General features: G+C 65.2%; 22 protein-coding genes and 1 tRNA gene. 15 read left to right on the top strand and 8 right to left on the bottom strand.

All coding sequences use genetic code 11. The features are described from left to right. The first annotated feature begins 69 nt into the window (after positions 1-69). Positions 70-1,062, top strand: coding sequence for an agmatinase (gene speB / locus ACEN8U_RS27585; RefSeq protein ID WP_310105854.1), 993 nt, complete (start codon positions 70-72; stop codon positions 1,060-1,062). 93 nt (positions 1,063-1,155) lie between these two features. Here speB and cytX read toward each other — a convergent pair whose 3' ends face one another. After that, complete coding sequence (gene cytX / locus ACEN8U_RS27580; RefSeq protein ID WP_310105857.1) at positions 1,156-2,472, bottom strand: putative hydroxymethylpyrimidine transporter CytX; 1,317 nt, start codon at positions 2,470-2,472, stop codon at positions 1,156-1,158. Between the two features lie 235 nt (positions 2,473-2,707). Between cytX and ACEN8U_RS27575 the strand changes: the two genes are divergently transcribed. From ACEN8U_RS27575 to minE, 8 genes are all read left to right on the top strand, one after another. Then, positions 2,708-4,021: a replication-associated recombination protein A gene (locus ACEN8U_RS27575; protein WP_310105861.1), complete on the top strand. Its 1,314-nt coding sequence runs from the start codon at positions 2,708-2,710 to the stop codon at positions 4,019-4,021. 107 nt (positions 4,022-4,128) lie between these two features. Then, positions 4,129-5,424: a serine--tRNA ligase gene (serS, locus tag ACEN8U_RS27570; RefSeq protein WP_310105864.1), complete on the top strand. Its 1,296-nt coding sequence runs from the start codon at positions 4,129-4,131 to the stop codon at positions 5,422-5,424. Positions 5,425-5,621: 197 nt separating this feature from the next. Beyond that, positions 5,622-5,711, top strand: a tRNA-Ser gene (locus ACEN8U_RS27565). A gap of 268 nt (positions 5,712-5,979) precedes the next feature. Continuing rightward, positions 5,980-6,765 carry a type I methionyl aminopeptidase gene (gene map, locus ACEN8U_RS27560; protein ID WP_310105866.1) on the top strand — a complete coding sequence of 262 codons (786 nt, stop codon included), beginning with the start codon at positions 5,980-5,982 and terminating at the stop codon, positions 6,763-6,765. 192 nt (positions 6,766-6,957) lie between these two features. Continuing rightward, positions 6,958-7,491, top strand: coding sequence for a GNAT family N-acetyltransferase (locus ACEN8U_RS27555; RefSeq protein ID WP_013587515.1), 534 nt, complete (start codon positions 6,958-6,960; stop codon positions 7,489-7,491). Positions 7,492-7,704: 213 nt separating this feature from the next. Continuing rightward, entirely contained in the window at positions 7,705-8,535 is an 831-nt protein-coding gene (gene minC / locus ACEN8U_RS27550) for a septum site-determining protein MinC (RefSeq protein WP_310105869.1), read from the top strand. Between the two features lie 99 nt (positions 8,536-8,634). Then, complete coding sequence (gene minD, locus ACEN8U_RS27545) at positions 8,635-9,450, top strand: septum site-determining protein MinD (RefSeq protein WP_013338516.1); 816 nt, start codon at positions 8,635-8,637, stop codon at positions 9,448-9,450. A 14-nt stretch (positions 9,451-9,464) separates the two neighbouring features. Further along, complete coding sequence (minE, locus tag ACEN8U_RS27540; RefSeq protein ID WP_006048489.1) at positions 9,465-9,719, top strand: cell division topological specificity factor MinE; 255 nt, start codon at positions 9,465-9,467, stop codon at positions 9,717-9,719. Between the two features lie 61 nt (positions 9,720-9,780). Here the strand turns inward: minE and ACEN8U_RS27535 are convergent, their stop codons facing one another. Next, positions 9,781-11,307, bottom strand: a complete 1,527-nt coding sequence (locus tag ACEN8U_RS27535) for a chloride channel protein (protein WP_310105872.1) — start codon at positions 11,305-11,307, stop codon at positions 9,781-9,783. Positions 11,308-11,518: 211 nt separating this feature from the next. Between ACEN8U_RS27535 and waaC the strand changes: the two genes are divergently transcribed. Both waaC and ACEN8U_RS27525 read left to right on the top strand, forming a co-directional pair. Next, the gene (gene waaC, locus ACEN8U_RS27530) at positions 11,519-12,523 is read left to right on the top strand and encodes a lipopolysaccharide heptosyltransferase I (RefSeq protein WP_310105875.1); all 1,005 of its coding nucleotides are present in this window, start codon (positions 11,519-11,521) and stop codon (positions 12,521-12,523) included. Between the two features lie 528 nt (positions 12,524-13,051). Continuing rightward, on the top strand, positions 13,052-13,186 hold the full coding sequence (locus ACEN8U_RS27525) for a hypothetical protein (RefSeq protein ID WP_013587519.1): 135 nt from the start codon (positions 13,052-13,054) through the stop codon (positions 13,184-13,186). An 85-nt stretch (positions 13,187-13,271) separates the two neighbouring features. Here ACEN8U_RS27525 and ACEN8U_RS27520 read toward each other — a convergent pair whose 3' ends face one another. The 5 genes from ACEN8U_RS27520 to ACEN8U_RS27500 form a co-directional block, all read right to left on the bottom strand. Then, positions 13,272-13,451, bottom strand: a complete 180-nt coding sequence (locus ACEN8U_RS27520; RefSeq protein WP_013587520.1) for a hypothetical protein — start codon at positions 13,449-13,451, stop codon at positions 13,272-13,274. 151 nt (positions 13,452-13,602) lie between these two features. Further along, positions 13,603-14,910, bottom strand: coding sequence for an MFS transporter (locus ACEN8U_RS27515; protein ID WP_310105879.1), 1,308 nt, complete (start codon positions 14,908-14,910; stop codon positions 13,603-13,605). 396 nt (positions 14,911-15,306) lie between these two features. After that, on the bottom strand, positions 15,307-15,843 hold the full coding sequence (locus ACEN8U_RS27510; protein ID WP_310105882.1) for a TonB family protein: 537 nt from the start codon (positions 15,841-15,843) through the stop codon (positions 15,307-15,309). 177 nt (positions 15,844-16,020) lie between these two features. Then, a complete protein-coding gene (argH, locus tag ACEN8U_RS27505; protein ID WP_015002010.1) occupies positions 16,021-17,427 on the bottom strand; it encodes an argininosuccinate lyase in 1,407 nt (468 codons plus the stop codon). Between the two features lie 199 nt (positions 17,428-17,626). After that, positions 17,627-18,451, bottom strand: coding sequence for a helix-turn-helix transcriptional regulator (locus ACEN8U_RS27500; protein ID WP_310105884.1), 825 nt, complete (start codon positions 18,449-18,451; stop codon positions 17,627-17,629). A gap of 178 nt (positions 18,452-18,629) precedes the next feature. Between ACEN8U_RS27500 and ACEN8U_RS27495 the strand changes: the two genes are divergently transcribed. Next, a complete protein-coding gene (locus ACEN8U_RS27495; RefSeq protein WP_310105887.1) occupies positions 18,630-19,382 on the top strand; it encodes a class I SAM-dependent methyltransferase in 753 nt (250 codons plus the stop codon). 131 nt (positions 19,383-19,513) lie between these two features. Here the strand turns inward: ACEN8U_RS27495 and ppc are convergent, their stop codons facing one another. Further along, a complete protein-coding gene (gene ppc, locus ACEN8U_RS27490) occupies positions 19,514-22,462 on the bottom strand; it encodes a phosphoenolpyruvate carboxylase (RefSeq protein ID WP_310105891.1) in 2,949 nt (982 codons plus the stop codon). Between ppc and ACEN8U_RS27485 the strand changes: the two genes are divergently transcribed. The 3 genes from ACEN8U_RS27485 (at position 22,440) to hemDX (ending at position 26,208) form a co-directional block, all read left to right on the top strand. Further along, on the top strand, positions 22,440-22,715 hold the full coding sequence (locus ACEN8U_RS27485) for a hypothetical protein (protein ID WP_310105894.1): 276 nt from the start codon (positions 22,440-22,442) through the stop codon (positions 22,713-22,715). The two genes, ppc and ACEN8U_RS27485, sit on opposite strands and share 23 nt — an antisense overlap. A 422-nt stretch (positions 22,716-23,137) precedes the next feature. After that, complete coding sequence (gene hemC / locus ACEN8U_RS27480; protein ID WP_310105897.1) at positions 23,138-24,187, top strand: hydroxymethylbilane synthase; 1,050 nt, start codon at positions 23,138-23,140, stop codon at positions 24,185-24,187. Continuing rightward, positions 24,187-26,208, top strand: a complete 2,022-nt coding sequence (hemDX, locus tag ACEN8U_RS27475; protein WP_310105900.1) for a fused uroporphyrinogen-III synthase HemD/membrane protein HemX — start codon at positions 24,187-24,189, stop codon at positions 26,206-26,208. The genes hemC and hemDX overlap by 1 nt, the downstream gene beginning before the upstream one ends. Positions 26,209-26,210: the final 2 nt, after the last annotated feature.

The following is a 26,210-nucleotide window of genomic DNA, read 5'->3' as shown; positions in this document are numbered from 1 at the left end:
TACTGCAAGCCAGTTTTTGGCCGGTTGACCGATTCCCGCCCCCAGGCGCCTTTTCATTGCCGAGCCACGATGAATACTTCCTCCTTCATTTCTCCCGAAGCCGGTGAGCGCCCGCAGCCGCTGTCCGGCAATGCGATGCCGCGCTGCGGCGGAATCGCGACCATGATGCGTTTGCCGAACGTCGGCTCGGCTGCGGGATTCGACGCCTGTTTCGTCGGTGTGCCGTTCGATCTCGGCACGTCGAACCGCACGGGCGCGCGTTTCGGGCCGCGTCAGATCCGCAGCGAATCGGTGCTGCTGCGGCCGTACAACATGGCCACGCGTGCAGCGCCGTTCGATTCGCTGCGCGTGGCCGATCTCGGCGACGTCGCGATCAACCCGTACAACCTGCATGACTCGATCGCGCGAATCGAAAGCGCTTACGATGAAATCCTCCAGCACGAATGCAAGCCGGTCACGCTCGGCGGCGATCACACGATCGCGCTGCCGATCCTGCGCGCGATTCATCGCAAGCACGGCAAGGTCGGGCTGATCCACGTGGACGCGCACGCCGACGTCAACGACACGATGATGGGCGAGAAGATCGCGCACGGCACGCCGTTTCGGCGCGCGGTGGAGGAAGGTTTGCTCGACTGCGAGCGCGTCGTGCAGATCGGTTTGCGCGGCACGGGTTACGCGGCGGAGGACTTCGACTGGTGCCGCGACCGGGGCTTCGAGGTCGTGCAGGCGGAGGCGTGCTGGAACCAGTCGCTTGCGCCGCTGATGGCGCGCGTGCGCGAGCGCATGGGCGACGCGCCGGTGTACATCACGTTCGACATCGACGGAATCGATCCGGCCTTCGCGCCCGGCACGGGCACGCCGGAAATCGCCGGACTGACGGTGCCGCAGGCGCTCGAAATCATTCGCGGCGCGCGCGGCCTGAATATCGTCGGTTGCGATCTTGTGGAAGTCGCGCCGCCGTACGATCCGTTCGGCACGACCGCGCTGCTCGGCGCGAACCTCGCGTTCGAGTTGTTGTGCGTGCTGCCGGGCGTCGAATACCGAACCGTCGCCAAGCGTTAGCCTCACGCGCGAGGTGGGCGTCGCAACTAGGCTGCTTGCAACGAAAAGGCCCGCATGTGCAGGCCTTTTTCGTCACAGAAGTTAACCGCGTGCTCACGCGTAAGCAGTCTTGCGCGTCGACACGAACGCGAGATAGCACACCGCGCCGATCACCAAAGAGGGCAACGTCGCGCCGAGATTCGGCAGCCATTGGTTGATCGCCTGATAAGCGGCGATGCCGATTGCCCACGCGATGAACGCGCTCAGATGCCAGCCGCCCGAAAAACCATAGCGGCCGCGCACGTCGGCGAGCACGGCTGCTTCGATGCGGCGCTTGCGCACAATGAAATGGTCGACCAGCACGACGCCGAAGAGCGGCGCGAACACCGAGCCGATGAGCAGCAGGAAGTTCTGATATTTCGCCATCGGCACGGCGAGCGCGATCAAGGTGCACAGCGCGCCGAATGCCGCCGACAGGATCGGCACGCTGCCGCGCGCCCAGAACGTGCCGGTCGACACGGCCGCCGAATGGATGTCGGCGAATGCATTGTCCACTTCGTCGATCAGAATGAGCAGCAGCGCGAGGCCGCCGCCCGCCTGTGCGAGCGCGCTCGTGAGCAGCGCGTCGCCGCCGCCCGCGGCGAGGCCATAGATCGCGCCCAATGCGTAGAACCAGATATTCGCGATGCCGAAGCCGAGCAGCGTGCCGCGAAACGTGTCGCCCGCGCGGCGGCCAAAGCGCGTGTAGTCCGCGATCAACGGCAGCCACGAGAGCGGCATGGCGACCACGAGATCGATCGCGCCGCCGAACGACATCTCGCCGGTGCCGGGACGGCGCATCATCGCGGCGAGGTCCTGCTGCGCGAGCAGATTCCATGTGAGCCATGCGGCGCCGGCCAGCAGCAGCCAGATTCCCCATGTACGCAGAAAGCGCCGCACGAACGAAAGCGGTCCGCTGATCGCGAGCAGCGTCGCGAGCCCGCCGAACGCGACCGTCCAGACGAGCGGCATGGAGAGGCCGAACGCCTGCTTCGCGAGGGCGTCGGCGGAATCGCGCATCACGATCACTTCGAAGGCGCCCCAGCCGACCAGCTGCACCGCGTTCAGCACCGCGGGCACCGAGGCGCCACGCACGCCGAGCGTCGGAGGCAGCGACGACATCGCGGCGAGGCCGGTGTCCGTGCCGATCACGCCGGCGAGCGCGAGCAGCACCACGCCGATCGCACTGCCGATCGCAATGGCCAGCAGCGCGTGCACCAGCGACAGCCCCGGCACGAGCAGCGCGCCGGCTTGCGCGACGAGCAGGCCGATGCCGAGCGAGAACCAGAGCGCGAACGCGTCGCCGGTACGGAAGGCGCGGCGCGCGTCGGGCACCGGCGTGAGCGGGGCGTAGGTGGAACCGGCGTCGCCGGTGAGCGGGTCTTGTGTCATCGGGTCGTGTCCCTGAGTGATGTGTCTATTGCCGATCCTGTTGCTGCTCGCAGCGAATTCGCGCCCGGGCGAGGATGCGTCGCTCGCCCGGGCGCGGTCACTGTCATAATGCAGGACGTTGCCCGCGCGTTGCTCGCGCAGGCTTTGCGCTTGTCCGGCAGCGCGCCGCTTCTGGACCCCTCGCGGATACCTGCGCGCAGCGCGTCCGGAAAGCCGAGATTATCCCCAAAACGTCATGTTCGAAGAAACCCGTGCCAATGTTCCGCTCGCCGAACGCCTGCGGCCCCGCAATATCGACGAAGTGATCGGCCAGAAGCATCTGCTCGGTCCGAACAAGCCGCTGCGGGTCGCATTCGAATCCGGCGAGGCGCATTCGATGATCCTCTGGGGCCCGCCGGGCGTCGGCAAGACGACGCTCGCGCGGCTCATGGCGGACGCGTTTCACGCGCAGTTCATTGCGCTCTCGGCGGTGCTGTCCGGCGTGAAGGACATTCGCGAGGCAGTCGAAACGGCGCAGATTCATCGCGCGAACGGGCATCAGACGCTAGTGTTCGTCGACGAGGTGCATCGCTTTAACAAGAGCCAGCAGGACGCGTTCTTGCCGCACGTGGAGTCGGGGCTGTTCGTGTTCATCGGGGCGACGACGGAGAATCCGTCGTTCGAAGTGAACAGCGCGTTGCTCTCGCGCGCCGCCGTGTATGTGCTGAAAAGTCTCGACGAAGACGAGTTGCGCGAGCTGCTCGAGCGCGCGCAACACGAACTGGGCGGCCTCACATTCACGGACGAGGCGCGCGACGCGCTGATCGGCTCCGCCGACGGCGACGGCCGCAAGCTGTTGAACAACCTTGAGATCGTCGCGCGCGCGGCTTCCCAGCAGAAGAAGACGGCGATCGACGGCGCTTTGCTCGGCAGCGCGCTCGCCGAGAATCTGCGCCGCTTCGACAAAGGCGGCGACGCCTTCTACGACCAGATCAGCGCGCTGCACAAATCGGTGCGCGGCAGCAGCCCGGACGGCGCGCTGTACTGGTTCTGCCGCATGCTCGACGGCGGCGCGGACCCGCGCTATCTGGCGCGGCGCATCGTGCGGATGGCGTGGGAGGACATCGGTCTCGCCGATCCGCGCGCCGCGCGCATCGCGCTGGATGCCGCCGAAACCTACGAGCGGCTCGGCACGCCCGAAGGCGAACTCGCGCTGGCGCAGGCCATCATCTATCTGGCGGTCGCGCCGAAGTCGAATGCCGGCTACAACGCCTACAACGAAGCGCGGCGCTTCGTCGGCAAGGACAAGTCGCGCGCGGTGCCGGTGCATCTGCGCAATGCGCCGACGAAGCTCATGAAGGAGCTCGGCTACGGTCACGAGTATCGTTACGCGCACGACGAGCCCGATGCTTACGCGGCGGGCGAAACCTATCTGCCGGAGAACATGCGCGATCCGCATTGGTACACGCCGACGCCGCGCGGGCTCGAAGGCAAGATCGGCGACAAGATGGCGCGTCTCGCGGAACTCGACGCGCAGTGGCGCAGCGAGAACAAGCCGAAGAAAGGCTGACGCCGCCCACGCCATGCGCGTGTCGTGCCGCCCACGTTGCTGCTTCGATCCAGCCGCGCCGGTGCGCTAAAATCCCACCTTCACACAACGAATACCCGCCCCATCCCATGCTCGACATCCAGTTGCTGCGCAAAGACCTCGACGGCGTCGCGAAGCGCCTCGCCGACCGCGGCTATACCCTCGACGTCGCGGCCTTCACCGCGCTCGAAGCGGAACGCCGCGATACCCAAACCCGCACCGAAGAGCTGCAGGCGCGCCGCAACAGTCTGTCCAAGCAGATCGGCGCGATGAAAGGGCGGGGCGAAGACACGTCGGCGTTGATGGCCGAAGTGGGCGGTATCGGCGACGAGATGAAGGCGTCGGCCGCGAAGCTGGACGATATTCAGAAGCGTCTGTCGGACCTTTTGCTTGGCGTGCCGAATCTTCCGCATGAGAGCGTGCCGGTCGGCCGCGACGAAGCGGATAACGTCGAGGTGCGCCGCTGGGGCACGCCGCGCCAGTTCGACTTCGAAGTGAAGGATCACGTGGATGTGGGCGCGCCGCTCGGCCTCGATTTCGAGACTGGCGCCAAGCTCTCGGGCACGCGTTTCACGATGCTGCGCGGACAGATTGCGCGGCTGCATCGCGCGCTTGCCCAGTTCATGATCGACACGCATACGCAGCAGCACGGCTATACGGAGATCTACACGCCGTACATCGTGAATCCTGAGATTCTGTACGGCACCGGCCAATTGCCCAAATTCGCGGACGACATGTTCCGCGTGGAAAAGGGCGGCGGCGAAAATACGGTCACGCAATATCTGATTTCGACGTCGGAAATTTCTCTGACGAACACGGTGCGCGAGAGCATCGTCGAAGCGAACGCGTTGCCGATCAAGCTGACGGCGCATTCGCCGTGCTTCCGTTCGGAAGCGGGCTCGTATGGACGCGATACGCGCGGCATGATCCGTCAGCATCAGTTCGACAAGGTCGAGATGGTGCAGATCGTGGCGCCCGAAACGTCCTACGACGCGTTGGAACAGATGGTGGGCCACGCGGAGACGATTCTGCAGAAGCTCGAACTGCCGTACCGTGTGATCACGCTGTGCACGGGCGACATGGGCTTTTCCGCGACCAAGACGTACGACCTGGAAGTCTGGTTGCCGGCGCAAAACACCTATCGCGAAATTTCGAGCTGCTCGAACACCGAGTCGTTCCAGGCTCGCCGGATGCAGGCGCGCTATCGGAACGCGCAAGGCAAGCCGGAACTCGTCCATACGCTGAACGGCTCGGGGCTCGCGGTTGGCCGCACGCTCGTGGCCGTGCTGGAGAACTTCCAGAACGCGGATGGCTCGGTCACGGTCCCCGCAGCGCTGCGGCCGTACCTGGGCGGCGTGGAGCGTCTGGAAGTGCCGGCGGTGTGAGTTGCGTCACCGCGCGTCGGGTGGCCTGACCGATCATCGGTAAATGAGTGGTCGGAGCGAGTCCCTCTGAAATTTTTTCGACGAGGGGCTTGGAAAGTCGAGTCAGCTGTTCTATAATCTTTCTCTCCCAAGCAACGACCCGCTTGGATCTGACAAAACCGCTTGTCTTAGCAAGACGGCGGCGAGTTGGAAAACACGGAAAGGTGGCAGAGTGGTCGAATGCGCCGGACTCGAAATCCGGTGTACCTTTAGGGGTACCGTGAGTTCGAATCTCACCCTTTCCGCCAAATTCAGAAAACAGGCCCTTCGGGGCCTGTTTTCGTTTCCGGTCGGCAATTGCATTGAGTCTGCATATTCGTGCCCGCGTGTCGCTTTCGTAAGCGATGCTAAATTAACGGCATGGGTGCGATGGCAGCGTGAACAACCGAGCAGCCATGCGCTTTGTCTGCGTTCCACGCCTTGCAGCTTCCCTCAGCCCGGGCCCCTTCCCGATCCTCTGTACAATTGGCCGTTCGATTGAACATCGACCTACCTTCGCACCTATCGACCGAATTCATGGCCATTACCTACAAGACGCCCGACGACATCGCCAAACTCCGCATTTCGGGCCGCCTCGCGGCCGACGTGCTGGCCATGATCGGCGAGCACGTGAAAGCCGGTGTCTCCACCGACGAACTGGACGCACTGTGCAACGACTACATCGTCAACACGCAGAAGTGCATTCCGGCCAACGTCGGCTATCTCGGTTTTCCGAAGACGGTATGCACGTCGGTCAATCAGGTGGTCTGCCATGGCATTCCGAACCGTAACGAGGTGCTGAAGGACGGCGACATCATCAACATCGACGTGGCGATCATCAAGGACGGCTATTTCGGCGACACGAGCCGCATGTATTGCGTCGGCGAGCCGAGCACGGTGGCGCGCCAACTGATCGATACCACCTATGAAGCGATGCTCGCGGGCATCCGCGAAGTGAAACCGGGCGCTACGCTCGGCGATATCGGCCATGCGATCCAGAAGGTGGCGCAGCGCGACGGCTTCTCCATCGTGCGCGACTATTGCGGCCACGGCATTGGCAAGGTGTATCACGAAGACCCGCAGGTCCTGCATTACGGACAGCCGGGGCAGGGCGTGCGTCTGAAGCCCGGCATGGTCTTCACCATCGAGCCGATGATCAACGCGGGCCGCGCCGGCACCACCGTCCTGCGCGACGGCTGGACCGTGGTCACAAAAGACCGCTCGCTGTCGGCGCAATGGGAACACATGATCGCCGTCACCGACGCCGGCTACGAACTGCTCACGCCCTGGCCGGACGGCACCGGCCACTACGCGGCCCCTTAGCCCGCGAGGCTTGCATCGCCATCCGGTGGACGGCTGTGCGCACCCCGCGCCGGGCGCGGCAAATGCTGCCGACTCAATGCGCGCTTTGCGAGAACCGGTTCGCGCGATAAGATCGCCCGGCAAAGAATGATTTGACTCGCGCGCCGGTTCGGTTAAAGCTACACGTTAAGGCTTCAAGGGGTTTTCGTCTGCATGAGTCCGTCATTGACCGTTCGCCGTATCGCCGCCGATCAGGGCGCCGTTTTTCGCGAACTCCGTACAGCGTCGCTGCGTGAGGCGCCTTATGCCTTCGGTGCGACGCTGGAAGACGCATTGTCCGCGGATGCCGCCAGCTTTGACGTCATCGCCGCGAAGCACGCGGTTTCTCTTACGGTCAGCACTTTTATCCTCTATACCGAGGGTCATCCGGCCGGATTGATCGAAGCGCATTTCGAAGATGCGGCGCCGCGTCGCGCCTTCGTGTGCGAGTTGTGGGTCGCGCCGGCGGTGCGCCATTTGCGCGGCGGCGAGTTGCTCGTCGACACGGCGAGCGGCTGGCTGGCGAACGAAGGCGCGACGGAAATCTACGCATGGGTCGCCGACTCCAACCGCAACGCCATGCGCTTTTACGAAGCGCTCGGTTTTGGGCCGACCGGCGAACATCGGCGCATGGCGCGTGCGCCCGAGCAGGCCGAAAGCCTGCTGATTCGCCACGTGCCCTCCACGACCTCTGCGGTCGACTCGTGATTCATCCGGGCGGCGCCGACGTTTGCCGCCCCATCCCTTCGCTTTTCCACTCGTATCCCGACAGCGACAGCCATTGCGCGGCGCCCATCGCGGCGCAGTGCGGCGTGCCGGTTTTGTGCGCGCAGCTTGCGGATATCGACTGCACTGTCGGGCAAAAAATCTCGCCGCGCGCCGCGACGCCTGTAAAATACGCAAAATTTTTTGCCGAACGCTATGTCGCCCAAGAAATCGCCTTTTTTCGAACTCCGCAGCGGTTCCGTCGACACGCTCCTGTTTGTGGTCAAGACAACCGACCTCGAGTCCATGCGTGCCGAACTGACCCGGCGCTTCGAGGCGACTCCCGAATTTTTCGCTAACGACGTCGTCGCAATCGACGTACGCCGCCTCGCCGAAAACGAGCGCGTGCCGCTCGCGGACATCGCCCAGTTGCTCGAAAGCGTGCGCATGCGTCCGGTCGGGGTGGTCGCGGAAACGCAGCAGTCCTGGGCCGCGGAGTCGGCGTTGCCGCTCCTCGAAGCGCGCGACCGCCGCGGCGCGGTCGCGAAGCCGGCTGACGGGGAACCGGCGAGCGCGTCGTCGGCGGACACCGGCGAAGCCGGCAATGGCGCGGCAAGCACCGCTACCACGGCGGCGGGCACCAACGCAGCGCCGGGCGCTGCACCGCTCGAACCAGCGGCCGCCGCCGAGCCCGTGCGTCTTGCGACGTCGTCGCAAACCATGGTGGTGGAAAAGCCGCTGCGCTCGGGTCAGCGCATCTACGCAAAGGGCGATCTCGTCGTGCTCGGGCTCGTGAGCTACGGCGCCGAAGTCATCGCGGAAGGCAATATCCATATCTATGCGCCGTTGCGCGGCCGCGCGCTCGCCGGCGTGCAGGGCAATCACGACGCGCGCATTTTCTGCACGTGTCTCGAACCGGAACTGATCTCGATTGCGGGCATCTATCGCACGACCGAGAACCCGCTGCCGGCCGACGTACTCGGCAAGCCGGTGCAGATCTGGCTCGAAGAAGAAAAGTTGATGATCGAACCATTGCGGCTCACGTAAGCGCCGGGAAGCGCGCCGTGCCGAAGCTTGGCGGCAGGCGTTTTGCGCGAAATCGGGCCGCACATAATTGACGAATTTGACGAACACAAGGTAAGGGTAATGGCAAAAATCATTGTGGTGACATCGGGCAAGGGTGGCGTGGGCAAGACGACCACGAGCGCGAGTTTTGCATCGGCCCTCGCATTGCGCGGCAGCAAAACCGCCGTGATCGACTTCGACGTCGGCCTGCGCAACCTCGATCTCATCATGGGCTGCGAGCGCCGCGTGGTGTACGACCTGATCAACGTGATTCAGGGCGAAGCCAATCTGAACCAGGCGCTCATCAAGGACAAGAAGTGCGAGAACCTGTTTATCCTGCCGGCCTCGCAAACGCGCGATAAAGACGCGCTGACCATGGAAGGCGTCGAGAAGGTCATCAACGACCTGATCGCGATGGACTTCGAATACATCGTGTGCGATTCGCCGGCCGGCATCGAATCGGGCGCGCTGCTCGCCATGCATTTCGCCGACGAAGCGCTCATCGTCACGAACCCGGAAGTATCGTCGGTGCGTGATTCGGACCGCATCCTCGGCATTCTGTCGTCGAAAACCAAGCGCGCGATCGAAGGCAAGGAGCCGATCAAGGAGCATCTGCTCATCACGCGCTACAACCCGAAGCGGGTGAGCGAAGGCGAAATGCTGTCGCTGACCGACATCCAGGAAATCCTGCGCATCGACCTGATCGGCGTGATTCCGGAATCGGAAGCCGTGCTGCATGCGTCGAACCAGGGCCTGCCGGCGGTGCACCTCGACGGCACGGACGTGGCGGAAGCCTATAAAGACGTGGTGTCGCGTTTCCTCGGCGAGCAGAAATCGCTTCGCTTTATCGATTACCAGAAGCCCGGGCTGCTGCAGCGCCTCTTCGGCACCAAGTAAGGGGAGCGCACGTTATGTCGATTCTTTCGTTTTTGCTGGGCGAGAAGAAGAAGTCCGCGTCGGTAGCGAAGGAACGCCTGCAGTTGATCATCGCGCACGAGCGCGCCGGCGGCCATGCTCCCGCCGATTATCTGCCTGCGTTGCAACGCGAACTGGTGGCCGTGATTTCGAAGTACGTAAGGATCTCGGATGACGACATCCGCGTGAGTCTCGAGCGTCAGGACGACCTCGAGGTGCTCGAGGTCAAGATCGAAATCCCGCAGACCTGACGGGCGCGCGGCGCGCATGCCGACGCGCGCGCCGCGGGAATGAGCTGCTCCTGAGCGTGGCTTAGGGCTGCGGCGCGGCTGGGTCGCGCTCGACGGAGGTCTGCGCCGAGGCATCGGTCGCGGCGACGCCGGGCGTACCTGAGGACGCAACGGCGGAGGCATCGGCGGACGCATCGGCCGGCATGTCCGCCAGTGCATCGACGCAAGTGTCCGCAGCGGTTTCCTGCGGCGCCGGTTCAGGCGCCTCTACCTCGGGCACTTCCGGCACCGGAGCAGGCGCCGGGCGCGGCAGCGGCGCGAGATAGCGCTCCGAGAGCGCTTCGTAAAGCGGCGGCGCGAAAAGTCGCGCCACGCGGCTTGCGATCAGTGCGGTCGCCATCAGCGAAATCACGAGCGCGTGGCCGTTGATCATTTCCATCACGATCACAAACGACGTGATCGGCGACTGCGTGACGGCCGCCAGATAGCCGACCATGGCGAGCGCGATCAGCATCGGCAATTGCATGGAGCCGAACACCATGTGCAGCAGATTGCCGAAGCCCGCGCCGATGGACAGCGACGGCGCGAAGATGCCGCCGGGAATGCCGGGCAGGTATGAGCCCACCATCGAGATCATTTTCAGGAACGGATAGAACACGGACAACTGCTCGTGTCCGTCGAGCAGGCCGCGCGCTTCGGCATAGCCGCTGCCGAACGTGGTGCCGCCCGAAATCAGGCCGACTCCTGCAATCACGAAGCCGCACAGCGCCGCGAACGCGACGGGCCGCTCGCCGTGCAGCTGGCGCAGCGGCGCGGGAATCCAGCGCGCCGTATTCAGCAGCAACCACCCGAACACGCCGCCCGCAATGCCCGTGACGATGGCCGTGAGCAGCACCGCCAGCGCCAGCACATCCGGAAAGTGGGCGCCGATCTGAATCGTGCCGAAATAGGTGTAGTTGCCGTTCAGCCCGAGCGCGATCACCCCCGCGATGATGATCGCGGTAATCAGCACGCCGCTCGCACGCGCCTCGAAACTGCGCGTCAATTCCTCGATGGCGAACACGATGCCGGCGAGCGGTGTGTTGAATGCCGCCGACAACCCCGCCGCCGCGCCGGCCAGCACGAGCTGCCGCTCGATCAGCGCATTCGAGCGCGGATACAGCCGGCGCAGGTTGAACATGAGCGCCGCGCCGACCTGGACGGTCGGACCTTCGCGGCCGATCGTAAAGCCGCCGAGAATCGCCAGAAACGACACGGCGATCTTGCCGAGCAGAATACGGAACGACAGCAGCCGCGAGCCGTATTCGCCGGGTTTCGCATGAAGCGTGGCGATCACCTGCGGAATGCCGCTGCCTTCCGCGCCGCGAAAGAACTTGCGCGTGAGCCACACGGCGAGCGCCGCGACGGCGGGCGTGATGACGAGCGGCGCCCACACATGTTCGCGCTGTACCGCGCGGAATTCGCCGTAGCCCCAGTCGATCAGCCGCGCGTAGAGCACCGCGATGAGGCCGACCGCGATCGCCCCGAGCCAGAAAATGCCGTATTGCCGCCAAAGGCGTCGGGCTCGACGCACGATCCCGGAAGAAAGAAGAGGTTGCGCTCGCGGCATGACTATCTAGAAAAGCAAAGGACGAAGTATAAAGCGCGCGGATCGCACAAAACCGCATGAAAGCATTTTGAAATATAATGCGAAGGCTAATCGTAATGATTGGGTTGTAAACCGCCGTATTATTTTCCGGGCGCCGTCTTGCCCAGTTCAGCAAAGACTATTCCTTTCGTCGGCTAAAATGTTTTGACGTCGGAACAATTAAAGGCCCTCAATGAAGCGAGTCCTTATCGTCAAGGTCACCTCACTCGGCGATATCGTCCAGGCGCTGCCCGTCGTGGCGGATATCAAACGCGCGTTTCCTGGCGTTCAGGTGGATTGGGCCGCGGACGAGGCCTTCGCCGAAGTGGCGCAATGGTGCGAGGGCATCGACCGCGTGCTGTTCGCGCCGCTGCGCCGCTTCAAGAAAGCGCGCAGCTGGGCCGACTTCAAGGCAATCGCGGTGTCCATCGCGGCGCTGCGCGCACATCGCTACGATTTCATCATCGACATTCACGGCGTGTACAAAAGCGCGATCATCGCGTTTCTTGCCCGTTCGTCGCGGCGCATCGGCTATCAATCGCAGGATCTGGGCGAGCGCGGCGCCGCGTTCGCTTACACTGGGCGCTTCGGTCCGCGTCCGGAATGCAATGCGTGGCACGGCATGCGCATCAGCGCGGGCGAGGCTCTCGGCTACGAGGTGCAGGGGCCGGCTGTCTACGACCTGAAACTGCCCGAGCCGGCAAAGCCGCCATTCGCCGGCGAGCGTGCGCCCGTCGCCGCGCTGTTCCACGCGACGTCGAAAGACGACAAGAAATGGCCGCTCTCGCATTGGGCAGTGGTTGGAGCGGAACTCGCGCAACGCGGTTTCCGGGTGGTGCTGCCGTGGGGTTCGGAAGGCGAGCGCCGCGAAGCGGAACAGATCGCCGCGCAGGTGCCGGGCGCGCGGATTCTGCCGAAAATGAGCGTGACTGAAATCGCGCAGATGATCGACGCATGCGCGCTGGTGCTCGGCACCGACACCGGTTTCGTCCATCTGGCGCATGCACTGCAAAAGCGCACGGTGATGGTCTTCGTGGCCACCTCGCCCGCGCATTGCGGCGTGGACGCGCCATTCCGTTCTATCTCGGTCGGCGACGGCTTTTCGGTGCCGCCTATCAGCGACGTGCTCGACGCGATCGACTACGTTCATATGGAGCCGCAGGCGCTCGCCGTGCACCAGGGCTCGGCCGCGGCTTGAGCAGGGCTCGCCCCGCAATCGTTTGCTCCAAAGAAAAGGGCGTGACGCGCAGGGTGCCGAAGCGAACCGGCCCTGTCACGTGACGCCCAGAAACGCCCGCGTCGGGGAACGTCGGGCGAAGAGAGTACGGATTGCCGCGCGAACATGCGGCGCACGCAAGATGCTCGTTGCACGCGTTGCTGGTGGCAGCGCCTTCCCGCAGTGCCGCCCGCGGCGCGCGCCGGAGTGCCACCCGCCGTGCGTCCCCCAGTGCGCTCCAGTGCGCCCCCAGTGCGCCCATTACACGGTTGTTAAATCTGTCGCTTTTCGTTGGCCGTCACACGCGTCATGCGGTTTGCGCGAGTGACTCGCGCCGGCTGGCCGGGGCGAACCGCTCGCCGCCCTCCGGTCCCTCTCCACAAACGCACGCCAAGGTGTAACACCGGCGTGATCTTCCCTTACAACTGGCAACGTTCTTGCAGGCGCGCGTCGTGTTCAATCGAGTCATTCGGGACATAACTCGAATAATCTGACTCGACGGAGAACAACATGAAACGCTTGATCCTGACCCTGATCGCCGGCACCGTGCTTGCAAGCCTGCTCGGCGGCTGCATTGTTGCGCCGGCGCCGGGCTACTACTACGGCGGTGGCGGCTATTACCACCACGGCTACTATTACCGCTGAGATCGGTCAGGCCGCTCAGTTGTCCGCTCAGGCGTCCGAGCAGACGGCCTGTCGCGAGGCGCGCTGCAAGAAAAGAGTCGAGGCTTCACGCAAGCAGCATTTCGAACGCGACGACTGCGGTAATGGCCGCCGCGTTCGCCGCCAGCGCCTCGACCACAATGCCTTTCCAGCTGGCGGGTCGAAAACGCAACGCGAGCAGCAGCGAACACAGAAGCGCGAGCGCAATGATCATCACGATGTCTGCATTGTGAAGATGAAGATTCATCCGGGCCTCCCTGCTTGCCATAGGGTTATTTCAATTCGAGTATAGGCAAGTCAAAAAGCCGCGCAAGACAGGGGATTCACCAGCGAAACCGGCGCCAGGCGGCGGCTTCGGCGATACGCTGCCGAAGCTCGCCACCTCGCGAACGCTCCCGTCACATCATGCGCGAGTCGCGGGTTTCGCGCATGCACAGCACGCCGATCATGCTGACCGCCGCCGCGATCGACACATACGCGCCCACCCACGGCAAGCCGCCGCGCGCGGCCAGCATCTGCGCGATATACGGCGCGACCGACGCGCCCAGAATCCCGCCGAGGTTATACGACACGCCCGCGCCGGTATAACGCACGTTGGTAGGGAAAAGCTCCGGCAGCAGCGCGCCCATCGGCGCGAAGGTCACGCCCATCAGGAACAGTTCGATCACGAGGAACAGCAGCACGAGCGGCGTCTGACCGCTGCCGAGGAGCGGCGCCATCGTGAAGCCGGACAGCACAGCCGCGACAATGCCGGCGATCAGCACCGGCTTGCGGCCATAGCGGTCGCTTGCCCATGCCGAGAGCGGCGTGGCGAGCGCCATGAACACCACCGCGATGCACAGGAGCCCGAGGAACGTCTGCCGCGGAATGTGCAGCACCGACACCCCATACGACAGCGAGAAGGTCGTCGCGTTGTAGAAGAGCGTGTAGCAGACCACCATCGCCAGTGCGCCGAGCAGCGTGGGCAGCCCATGTCGCGACAGCAATGTCGCGATCGGCACCTTGACGCGCTCCTGCCGCTCGATGGCGGCCTGGAAAGCCGGCGTCTCGGCGATCTTCAGGCGCACGTAGAGCCCGAGCGCCACCAGCACCGCGCTGACGAGAAACGGCACACGCCAGCCCCAGCTGCGGAACTGCTCGTCGGTGAGCGACATGGCGAGCGCGAAGAACAGGCCGTTCGACGCCAGAAAGCCGACGGACGGCCCCAGTTGCGGGAACATGCCGAACCAGCCGCGCTTGCCGGCCGGCGCGTTTTCGGTGGCGAGCAGCGCCGCGCCGCCCCATTCGCCACCGAGCCCGATGCCCTGGCCGAAGCGCAAGATGCACAGCAGGAGCGGCGCAAGGCTGCCGATCGAGTCATAGCCCGGCACGAAGCCGATCAGCGTCGTCGAAAGGCCCATGACGAGCAGCGAAGCGACGAGCGTCGATTTACGGCCGATGCGGTCGCCGAAATGGCCGAACAGAAACGAGCCGATGGGCCGCGCGACGAACGCAATGCCGAACGTGACGAACGCCGACAAAGCCTGAGCGGTCGCCGAGCCGTGCGGAAAAAACACCGGGCCGATGACGAGCGCCGCGGCGGTCGCATAGACATAGAAATCGTAGAACTCGATCGCGGTGCCGATGAAGCTCGCGAAGATGATCCGCGCGCTGTTGGTCTGCCCGGCCGCATTGGGCTTGGCCGCTGAAATCGGCGATGTGGACATGCAGGGTCTCCATGTGTCGTGATGCCGCCTGGCCGCTCGGGTCACGCGCGCCGCAGCCTGATTGCCCGCGGCGCGGTCAACCGGTCAATGGCGGCGGCGCCGGGAAAGCGGCGCGCTGAGTCGGCATCTTTGTTGAGGTTTCGTGCGCGCTTGTGCCGGTCACGCGCCGGGTTTGCGTAGCGACAGAAGCCGCAACGCACAACATACAACGCATGGCACAAAGGCGCTTGCGCAGCGCGCACGGATGACGCGGCGCCGCGACGCTCGGCTGCGGGCGCGCCGGCGGATGAGCGGGCGGCCTGAGCCGTGCCGGAAGGCTCCGGCGAGGGAATCGGAAAATTATAGCGAGCGCGGTGAGGGCGCAGCAAGGCGCCTCGCCGATCGGCCAGGCCGCGTTCAGTCGATGGTCAGTGCCTGCGGCGCGGCGAGCTCGCGCAACTGGAACTTGCCGTCGTCGTTGAAAAGCCAGTCTTCGAACAGCTCGAGCTGGCCGCGGCCGTTCAACAGTTTGCCCGGCGGCAACGGCAGCGGCGAGGCTCGCCGCAAGCTGGCGAGCGCCGTGCCCTCGGCGTCGTCGTCGCCATTCGTGCGATAGACCGACGATTGCACCACGCGCCCGTCGCGATCGACGGTAAACGACACCACGACGAGCGAGCGCAGCATGGCCTGCGGCGCGCTGCGCAGCACATAAGATGGATTGCGTTCGATGATGCGCCGCGCGACGGCCTCGCGATACTGATCCAGCGTCGCGCTGTTGACCGCGGCAGGCGGCGTGGCGACGACCGGGCGGGTCGGCGGCGTGATGGTGAAATTGCAGCCGGCGACGGCGAGCAAGGCGACGAGAGCGGTACCGCGCAAGGGCAGCAACCAGGCAGGGCCGCGGCATGCGCCGCATTCAGTCAGAAGGTGAAGGACGCGCGTGCGGGTGAGCATGATGAACCACGAAAAAGGCAGAACGTGTCTTGATGGTAGTCAAAAACCGCGCGGTTTCAATCCGCGTTCATCCCTGTGCGAGCAGGCACGCATGCAAGAAAAAAGGCGAACTCGTCAATGAGTTCGCCTTCGCAATTTGCCGTGCACGAGCGCGCACTATCACGGCGCGCCCTTGCTTCAGTTCAATGCTTGCCGTGCTGCCTTGACCGCCGCGAGCACCTGCTCGGGCGCCGTGCCGCCCGGATGATTGCGGCTCGCGACCGAGCCCTCCAGCGTCAGATAGGAGAACACGTCTTCGCCGATCAGATGCGCGACGTTCGGCAACTCGGCGCGCATTTCGTCGAGCGTGAGATCCGCAAGATCGCAGCCGCGGTCCGCGCAGATGCGCACGGCGAGCGCGACGGCTTCGTGCGCGTCGCGAAACGGCAGCCCGCGCTTGACCAGATAGTCGGCGAGATCGGTTGCCGTCGAGAAGCCTTGCAACGCGGCGTCGCGCATGGCTTGCGGCTTCACCGAAATGCCCGCGACCATTTCCGCGAAGATGCGCAGCGTGTCGGCCACGGTGTCGACGGTGTCGAAGAGCGGTTCCTTGTCTTCCTGATTGTCCTTGTTGTAGGCGAGCGGCTGGCCTTTCATCAGCGTGAGGAGCGCCATCAGATGGCCGTTCACGCGGCCGGTCTTGCCGCGCGCGAGCTCGGGCACGTCCGGGTTCTTCTTCTGCGGCATGATCGACGAGCCGGTGCAGAAGCGGTCGGCCAGATCGATGAAGCCGACGCGCGGGCTCATCCACAGCACGAGTTCTTCCGAGAAACGCGAGATGTGCGTCATGACCAGCGCCGACGCAGCCGTGAATTCGATTGCGAAGTCGCGGTCGGACACGGCGTCGAGCGAGTTCGCGCAGATGCCGTCGAAGCCGAGCGTCTTTGCCACCGCATGACGGTCGATCGGATAGCTTGTGCCGGCAAGCGCCGCCGCGCCGAGCGGCAGGCGGTTCACGCGCTTGCGGCAATCCAGCATGCGTTCGGCGTCGCGCGTGAACATTTCGACGTAGGCGAGCAGGTGATGGCCGAACGTGACCGGCTGCGCGACCTGCAAATGCGTGAAGCCGGGCATGATGGTCGACGCGTTCTTCTCCGCCATGTCGAGCAGGGCGCTGCGCAGTTCCTTCAGCAATTCGCCGATCCGGTCGATTTCGCCGCGCAGCCACAGCCGGATGTCGGTCGCGACCTGGTCGTTGCGCGAGCGGCCCGTGTGCAGGCGCTTGCCCGCGTCGCCGATCAACGCGGTCAGGCGCGCCTCGATGTTCAGGTGCACGTCTTCCAGATCGAGTTGCCACTCGAACTCGCCGCGCTCGATTTCACCCTTGATCTGCGCCATGCCGCGCTGGATCGCGGCGAGGTCGTCGGCGGCGATGATCTTTTGCGCGGCCAGCATCGAGGCGTGCGCAAGCGACCCGTCGATGTCGACGAGCGCCAGACGCTTGTCGAAGAAAACCGACGACGTGTAGCGTTTGACGAGCTCCGACATCGGCTCCGAGAAGCGAGCCGACCAGGCTTCGCCTTTTTTGTGCAGTTGGGACGTCATGGTGTTGAGCAGTTAAGCAGCGGTTAAAGGGCAGTGGAGCGGGCGATGCAGAGGCCGACGGCGCGGATGCACGTGGCACGACCGTGCGCCCCGCCGGAGCGAAGAAAGAAAACGATTTTAACACTGGCGCGCTGCCCGCCCGATGACTGAAGGGCGCGCTGTGTGCGGGCAGAAGACGCCGCGACGCCGCGGCACGCGCTTACTCGCGCACCAGCACGACCAGCTTCAGATCTTCGCGATGCGCGGGCTTGAACGTGATCTGGTCGTAGACGAGCCGGCCTTCGCGCGGATGGTTGAACTCGCGCCGTCCGCCTTCGCGCCCGCCCACGTCCTGCGACGCCCAGAAGCGCGCAAACGCGTCGTTCGCGGCGCTCAGCGAATCGATCAGCGCACGCGTGGGCGCGTCGTTCAGATGACGGATCGAATCCGCGCGAAACTCGGCGGCGAGGCGCCGCGCGCGCGTTTCCCAGTCGACGATCAATTCGCGCGCCGCTGGTTCGGTGAACGTATAGCGCAGCAGGTTGCGGTCGTGCGCGCCGTCCAGCCAGCCGACAAACAGCGCGGCCGCGCGCTCGTTCCAGGCGAGCGCATTCCATTGACGGTCGAGCACATAGGCCGGCGCGTTCACCAGCTGCACGGTCTGGAGCAGCGTCGCGGGGGCGTCGGCGGCGGCCGGGTCGGGCTCGGCCGGATCGCGCTGCGCCGCCAGTTCGAACAGATACGCGCGTTCGGCGCGCGACAGTTGCAGTGCGACGGCGATGCGCGCGAGCGCGTCGGCGGAAGCGGAGACCGGCCGCCCCTGCTCGATCCACGTATACCAGGTCGGACTCACGCCGCACAGTTGCGCCACTTCCTCGCGCCGCAAGCCCGGCGTGCGGCGGCGCGGGCCGGGCGGCAGCCCGACCGCTTGCGGCGACAGGCGCTCGCGATGCGCGCGGATGAAGTCGCCGAGCGCGCGGGCCGGCGTGGCGTCCAGCGGCGGCGGGTGGTCGGCGGAAACGGGCGGGCTCGTTCGCGTGGTCATTCGATTCTTGCGGCGCGTGAGGAGGGTGGTATAGATACCAGAATAATTGCTTAACTTGTACTGGTACCGAGCGGGCTCTATTGTAGCGGCGTAGCGGCATGAACGGCAGGCCGCGCTGCCACGCGCTACACGCGGACTCACACGACAATTCGTCCCACGCAGACAAACGGAGCTATCCATGAAGCATCACGATCAGGTCGCCGACGCCTTTGGCTCGACCGCCGCCGCCTATTTGACGAGTCCGACGCATGCAACCGGCGCCGACCTGCGCACGCTGGCCGAGGCGATCGCCGGCACGCCCGGTGCGAGCGTGCTGGACATGGGCTGCGGCGCGGGCCACGCGAGCTTCGCGGTCGCGCCGCACGCGAAAGAGGTGATCGCGTACGACATCGCCGCGCCGATGCTCGCCACCGTCGAAGGCGCGACGAAGGAGCGCGGCCTCGCCAACATCCGCACGCAGCAGGGCGCGGCCGAAAAACTGCCGTTCGACGATCACACGTTCGACTGGGTGATCAGCCGGATGAGCGCGCACCACTGGCATGACGTGGCGCCCGCGCTTGCCGAAGTGCGGCGCGTGCTGAAACCGGGCGGCAAGGTGTTGTTCATCGACATTGCCGGCATCGACCATCCGCTGCTCGACACGCATATTCAGGCGATCGAATTGCTGCGCGACGGCTCGCACATTCGGGATTACCGTGAGGACGAATGGATAGCCATGTTCGAGGCCGCGGGTTTCGAGGCGTCGATTCGCGAGCGCTGGCGCATCGACATCGAGTTCAGCTCGTGGGTGGCGCGCATGCGCACGCCCGAGCCGCGCGTCGTCGCGATTCAGTCGCTGTGGCGCGGTTCGCCGGACGAGGTAAGGCAGTATTTCGACGTGAAGGAAGACGGGTCGTTCAAGCTGGATGCGGTGATGATTGAGGCGGGTTGAACAGTGCATTGATCGCATTCAACGCCACGCCGCAAAAACAAAAGCCGGCCGCAGTCATCCGACCACGCCCGGCTTTACCCAAACACGCATCAACGAGCGGCGCACACAAAAAAGCGCCGCGCCACCAGCCACTAACCCGTATTCCGCAACCCCGCCGCGATCCCGTTGATGGTCAAATGAATCCCGCGCCGCACGCGCGCGTTGGTGTCGCCCGCACGGTGACGCTTGAGCAGTTCGACCTGCAGGTGATTGAGCGGATCGAGATACGGAAAGCGGTTCTTGATCGAACGCGCGAGCAGCGGATTCTCCGCGAGCCGCTCGCGTTTGCCGGTGATCTCCGACAACACCTTCGACGTGCGCTCCCATTCCGCGACGATCCGCTCGAACACGTGCTTGCGCAGCTTCTTGTCGGACACGAGCGCCGCGTAGCGCGAGGCCACCGCGAGGTCGGTCTTCGCGAGCACCATGTCCATGTTCGAGAGCAGCGTCGAGAAGAACGGCCAGCTCTTGTGCATTTTCTTCAGCAGCGAAAGACGGCGCCCGCGCTCGGCGTCGCTCGGCGCGCTGTCGAGATAGGCGGCGACCGCGCTGCCGAAACCATACCAGCCGGTCAGCAGCAGCCGGCATTGGCCCCATGAAAAGCCCCACGGAATCGCGCGTAGATCTTCAATCTTGCGATGCTTCGGGTCCTGCAACTTACGCGAGGCCGGCCGGCTGCCGATGTTCAGCTCGGCGATCTCCGAGATCGGCGTCGACTCGAAGAAATATTCCTTGAAGCCGGGCGTCTCATACACCAGCGCGCGATACGAGGCCATGGCCGCGTCGGACAACTGCTGCATGGTTTCCTCGAAGGCGGGCAGGTCGGCGGGCGCATTGCCGTGCGGCAGTAGCGACGCTTCGAGCGTGGCTGCCACCACCGTCTCCAGATTGCGCCGGCCGATTTCCGGATTGCCGAACTTGCTCGCAATCACTTCGCCTTGCTCGGTCAAACGGATCTGACCGTCGACGGTGCCCGGCGGCTGCGACAGAATCGCCTGATAGGTCGGGCCGCCGCCACGGCCGACGGTGCCGCCGCGTCCATGAAAGAGCCGCAGCGTGATGCCGCGCTCGTTGAAGAGCGACACCAGCGCGAGTTCCGCGCGGTACAGCTCCCAGTTCGACGTGAGAAAGCCGCCGTCCTTGTTGCTGTCCGAATAGCCGAGCATCACTTCCTGCTCGTTGCCCTGGTGCTCGATGATCGAATCGGCGCCCGGCAGCGCGAGCAGATCGCGCATGATGTGCGGCGCGTTGCGCAAGTCGGGAATGGTTTCGAAAAGCGGAATCACCATCAGCGCGGCTTTGGCCGGGTTGTCCGCGTTGCCGAGCTGGCCTTGCAGCAAGCCGGTTTCTTTTTGCAGCAGCATCACTTCGACGAGATCGCTGACCGTCTCCGTGTGCGAAATGATGTAGTTGCGCACCGCGCGCGCGCCGAACTTTTCGCGCGTCACACGCGCTTGCTCCAGCACGCCGAGTTCGCTTTTCACGAGATCCGAATACTCCGCATACGGCAGGCGCAGCGGACGCGGCTGCGCGAGTTCGGCGAGCAGCACGTCGAGCTTCGCGCTTTCGTCGAGCGCCGCGTAGTCGTCGTGGACGCCCGCGCGCTTGAGCAGCTCGGCGATCACCGCTTCGTGAATGTCCGAACTCTGGCGCAAGTCGATGCTCGCGAGATGGAAGCCGAACACCTCGGCCGCGCGCGCGAGCGGCGCGAGACGCGGCGCGGCGAGCGGCGCACCGTGATGCGCGGCGAGCGAATCCATCAGCACATGCAGGTCGCGCACGAACTCGGAGGCGTCGTCGTAAGGCGTGGCGCGGATCGGCGCGGCGCCGCGGCCCGCGCTGCGCAGCGGCACGGCGCCTTCGCCGAGACGCACGCGCGCGCTTGCCGCGAGCCGCGTGTACATGCCGATCAGCGCGCGCCGATACGGCTCGTCCGTGCGATGCGGCGAGCGGTCCGGCGAAATTTCGGCGAGCGCCTTTAGCTCGTCGCTCGCGCCGGCAAGCAGATTCGACACGGACAGTTCCGCGCCGAGCTTGTGCACCTGCTCCAGATAATGTTCGAAGATCACCTCGGCCTGGCGCGCGATGGCGTGCTCGAGCGTTTCGGCGGTGACGTTCGGATTGCCGTCGCGGTCGCCGCCGATCCAGCTGCCCATCTGGAAGAAGGGCGGCAGGCGCGCTTCGAGGCCGTGCTCTTTGAGCGCTTCTTCGATATCGGTGTAGAGCGCGGGAATTTCTTCGAGGAACGTCGCGCGGTAATACGACAGCGCGTTCTCGATTTCATCGGCGACGGTGAGCCGCGAGTCGCGCAGCATCCGCGTTTGCCACAGCGACGTGACGCGCGCGCGCAGCATCCTCTCGTTCTGCGCGCGCTCGCGGTCGGTCAACTGCTGGTCGCGTTCGGCGAGCAGGCGCGCCACGTCGTGCTCGGCGTCGAGAATGCTCTTGCGCTGCACTTCTGTCGGGTGCGCGGTGAGCACGGGCACGATCAGCGCGTCGTTGAAAAACTGCTGCAAAACGGGCGTGGCCGCGGCGCCGGCTTCGACAAGCCGCTCCAATGCATACGCGATGCTGCCAGGCTGCGCAGCCGAGCCGGCGAGCGCGTGAATGCGGTGACGGCGGTTGCGGTGACGGTCTTCGGCAATATTCGCGAGATGCGAAAAATAGCTGAACGCGCGCACCACGCTCACCGTTTGCTCGGGGCTCAGCGAGCGCAGCTTCTTGTCGAGCGTCTGCGCGGCGGCGTTGTCGTCCTCACGGCGAAAACGCACGGCTGTCTGCCGGATCGTTTCGACGACGTCGAACACCGCGTCGCCTTCCTGCTCGCGCAGCACGTCGCCGAGCAGCCGTCCCAGGTAGCGGATGTCCTGGAAGAGCGGATGATCCTTGTCGTCGCGCGTGCGGCCGTTGGTTTTGGCCGCGGCAATGACGGTGTCTTCGGATACGGCTTGCAGCACCGGCGCTTTGCCGGCGGCTTTGGCTTTGCCCTTTTTCGCGGAAGGCGCGGCCTCGCCGGATTTGTCCGCCTTCGACGTCTTCACGGTTTTGTCCGCTTTGACGGGCGCGGAAGTTTTCTCGGCCTTGACGGCTTTTGCCGCGTTGGCGGCCTTCGCGCCGGATGTCGCGCGTTTGGCTTTGGGCGGCTGCGTGGTCTCGACAGTGGACGATGCGGCGGCCGGGGACGCGGCGGCGTCGTCAATGGAAGCGTTGGGCGATGCAGTGTTGCGGCGGGCGGAGCGCGCCGATCCGGAAGACGTCACGATGGGTTTCCTCAGGGAAGCCAGGGTCTGTTAAGTGATGAACTGCGACTGCGGAACTCGAACTGCACTGGAACTGCAACGTGAACTGCATGAAGCGGTATGCACCGATGGCGATACGCCGGAGAGGATGGCCGCGCCCGCACGAAGTCGGCAAGTCTGCATACGGCGCATGTTGCGCCGCATTGAATCATCGCGCATGCAGCGCCGCGATGCGCGAACGACCGTGCGTGAAGGCGCCGCGGCGAGACGGCCGCGAGGCAGCTGCACGCCACCGTGGACCGCCGCGCATGGCGCGAGGCCCGTCTCCTCCATCGATACCGCGTCGGCACGGCGCCCTCTGAAACCCGACGCGAGCCTTGATCCGCAAGGGCGGCAGGCGGGCAAAGCGAGGGGAGAACGCAAGGGCGCGTGCTAACATTCCTTGTTATTCCATCCCGTCATTCAATCGACAAGCTAATGAACACCGAGACGTTTGCCGCGCCACCCCACACGCTTGTGATTGCTTCGCGAGAGAGCCGCCTTGCCATGTGGCAGGCGGAGCATGTGCGATGTGCGCTGCACAAATTATATCCATCTTGCGACGTAAAAATCCTCGGAATGACGACACGCGGCGATCAGATTCTCGATCGCACGCTGTCGAAGGTGGGTGGCAAGGGGCTGTTCGTCAAGGAACTGGAAGCTGCGCTTGCCGACGGTCGCGCGGATCTCGCCGTGCATTCGCTGAAAGACGTGCCGATGGAATTGCCGGCGGGCTTTGCGCTCGCCACGATCATGGAGCGCGAAGATCCGCGCGACGCGCTCGTCTCGAACGATTACGACTCGCTGGCCGCGCTGCCGGCGGGCGCCGTGGTGGGCACGTCCAGCCTGCGCCGCGAAGCGATGCTGCGCATGCGCTATCCGCATCTCGAAGTGCGGCCGCTGCGTGGCAATCTGGATACGCGCCTCGCCAAACTCGATCGCGGCGATTACGCGGCGATCATTCTCGCGGCGGCCGGTTTGAAGCGCCTCGGTCTTGCGGACCGCATCCGCGCGCTGCTCGATCCGGAAGATAGCTTGCCCGCCGCGGGGCAGGGCGCGCTCGGCATCGAAATTCGCGCCGACCGCGCGGACCTGGCGGCGTGGCTTGCGCCGCTGCATCACGAGCATACGGCGGCGGCCGTCGAGGCTGAGCGCATGGTGTCGCGCGCGCTCGGCGGCAGTTGCGAAGTGCCGCTCGCCGCGTATGCCACGTGGCATGACGGCGCGCTGCATCTGCGCGGCGTCGTCGCTACGCCTGACGGCCAGCGCGTGCTGAGCGCGCAGGCGTCGGCGCCCGCGCCGACCACGGAGCGCGCCGTCGCCTTGGGCCGCGAAGTGGCGAGCGCGCTGGAACAGCAAGGCGCGATGGAGATTGTCCGCGCGCTGAGCACCGCGAGCGGTCCGGCAGCGTCGAGTCCCAACGCGGGCGCAGGCACCGGTCAAGGCACCGGCAAGGGCGCGGCGGACAGCACGGCGTCCGGCGACTGATGGCGGCCGACATTCCGCGCAACGCGTCGTCATCAACCGCCGGGAAGGCGGCGTTCACGGTCGTCATTACGCGACCGGCCGGTCAGTCGAACGAACTGATTGCGCGGCTGGCCGCGGCTGGCGTCGCCGCGCTGGACTTTCCGCTCATCGACATCGCCCCCGTTGCCGACGACGCGCCGCTGCGCGCCGCGCTCGGTTCGCTGGAACGTTACGCGCTCGTCGTGTTCGTCTCGCCGAATGCGATCGATCACGCGTTCGCCACAAGCAGCGCGATCTGGCCGCATGCGTTGCCGGTCGGCGTGGTCGGGCCGGGCAGCGTGCGCGCGCTCGCGCGTCACGGCGTGAGTGCGCCTGCGCACCAGGTGATCAGTCCGGCGGCGGGCGTGGATGACGACAACGGCCGCTTCGATTCCGAAGGCCTCTTCGCCGCCATCGATGCAGCGCTCGGCGAGGCGAACCTGGAAGGCAAGCGCGTGCTGATCGTGCGCGGCGACGGCGGGCGCGAGTGGCTCGCGGATCGTCTGCGCGAAGCGGGCGCCGAAGTGGAGACGGTCGCGGCATACCGGCGCCTCGTGCCGGAGCCGTCCATCGCCGCGTGGGCGCGCGTGCATCAACTGCTCGCGGGCGAACCGCACGCGTGGCTCGTGACCAGTTCCGAGGGCGTGCGCAATCTGCACGAACTCGCGCAAGAACACCTCACCGCCGACGAAATCGCGCAGTTGAAGCGCGCCACGCTCGTCGCGCCGCATCCCCGTATCGCGCAGACCGCGCGGGCATTGGGTTTTGATAGGATTACGGTGTCCGGCGCGGGCGACGAGCGCATCGCCCAAGCCTTGCTCTCCGCGCTGCCGACCGAAGTTCAACCGGTACCGTCCAATCCGGCTTATTCACCGGCTCAATCACGCATGACTGAAACGAACGCATCCACGAACGCTTCACCCCAGCCGGCCGCGACTGCAAGCTTGCCGCCGAACCCACCCTTCACGCCCTACGAAGCGCAAAAGCGCCGCAGCGCGAGCGGACCGCTGCTGTGGTTTGTCGTCGTGGTTCTGGCTTGCGCCGCGGGCGTGGGCGGCTATGCGCTCAATCGCAAGCTCGAGCGCACCGAGCAGCAGATCGCGCAACGCCAGCAGGCGAACGACACGCAGACCAACGAACTGCGCATCAAGACCGAGCAGGCGCTTGCCACGGTGCGTCAGTCCGACTCGCAGGTCGCGCAACTGGAAGGCAAGCTCGCCGACGCGCAGGCTGCGCAGCAGGCGCTGCAACAACAGTACGCGGATCTCGCGCGCAATCGCGACGACTGGACGCTCGCCGAAGTCGGCCAGATGCTGTCCGCCGCAAGCCAGCAATTGCAGTTGACCGGCAACACGCAACTCGCGCTCTTCGCGCTGCAAAGCGCCGACACGCGGCTCGCGGCGTCGGACAGCGCGCAGGCGGTGGCGGTGCGCAAGGCGATAGCGCAGGACATCGACAAGCTGAAGGCCGCGCCTTCCACCGATCTCACGGGTCTTGCCATCAAGCTCGACAACGCGGTGGATCAGATCGACAGCCTGCCGCTCTCGGGCGAGGCGCAGATCGCGCGCGCCACGCCGCAGGCGACGACGTGGGCGGACACGGCGAAGGTCTCGGCGGCCACCGGCGAACCGCGCTGGAAAGTGTGGTGGCGCGAAGTGACGAACGGCATCGGCCAGCAGTTGACGAGCCTCGTGCAGGTGCGCCGCATCGACAATGCGGACGCGATGATGATTGCGCCCGACCAGGGCTATTTCGTGCGTGAGAATGTGAAGCTGCGTTTGCTGTCGGCGCGGCTCGCGCTGTTGTCGCGCAACGAGACCACGCTCAGGTCCGACCTGCAGGCGGCACAGAATGCGTTGACGCGTTATTTCGATGCATCGTCGAAGAAAACGCAGAACGTGGTCGACCTGGTCAAGCAGGTCGAGGCCGGCTCCGCCGCCGTCGAATTGCCTAATCTGAATACGAGCCTGCAAGCCGTCAATCAATACCGGAGCCGAGGTTAATC

It is taken from the genome of Paraburkholderia phenoliruptrix, assembly GCF_047325075.1.
Classification (GTDB): Bacteria; Pseudomonadota; Gammaproteobacteria; order Burkholderiales; family Burkholderiaceae; genus Paraburkholderia; species Paraburkholderia phenoliruptrix.
This window is presented reverse-complemented; position numbering and strand designations above follow the sequence as displayed.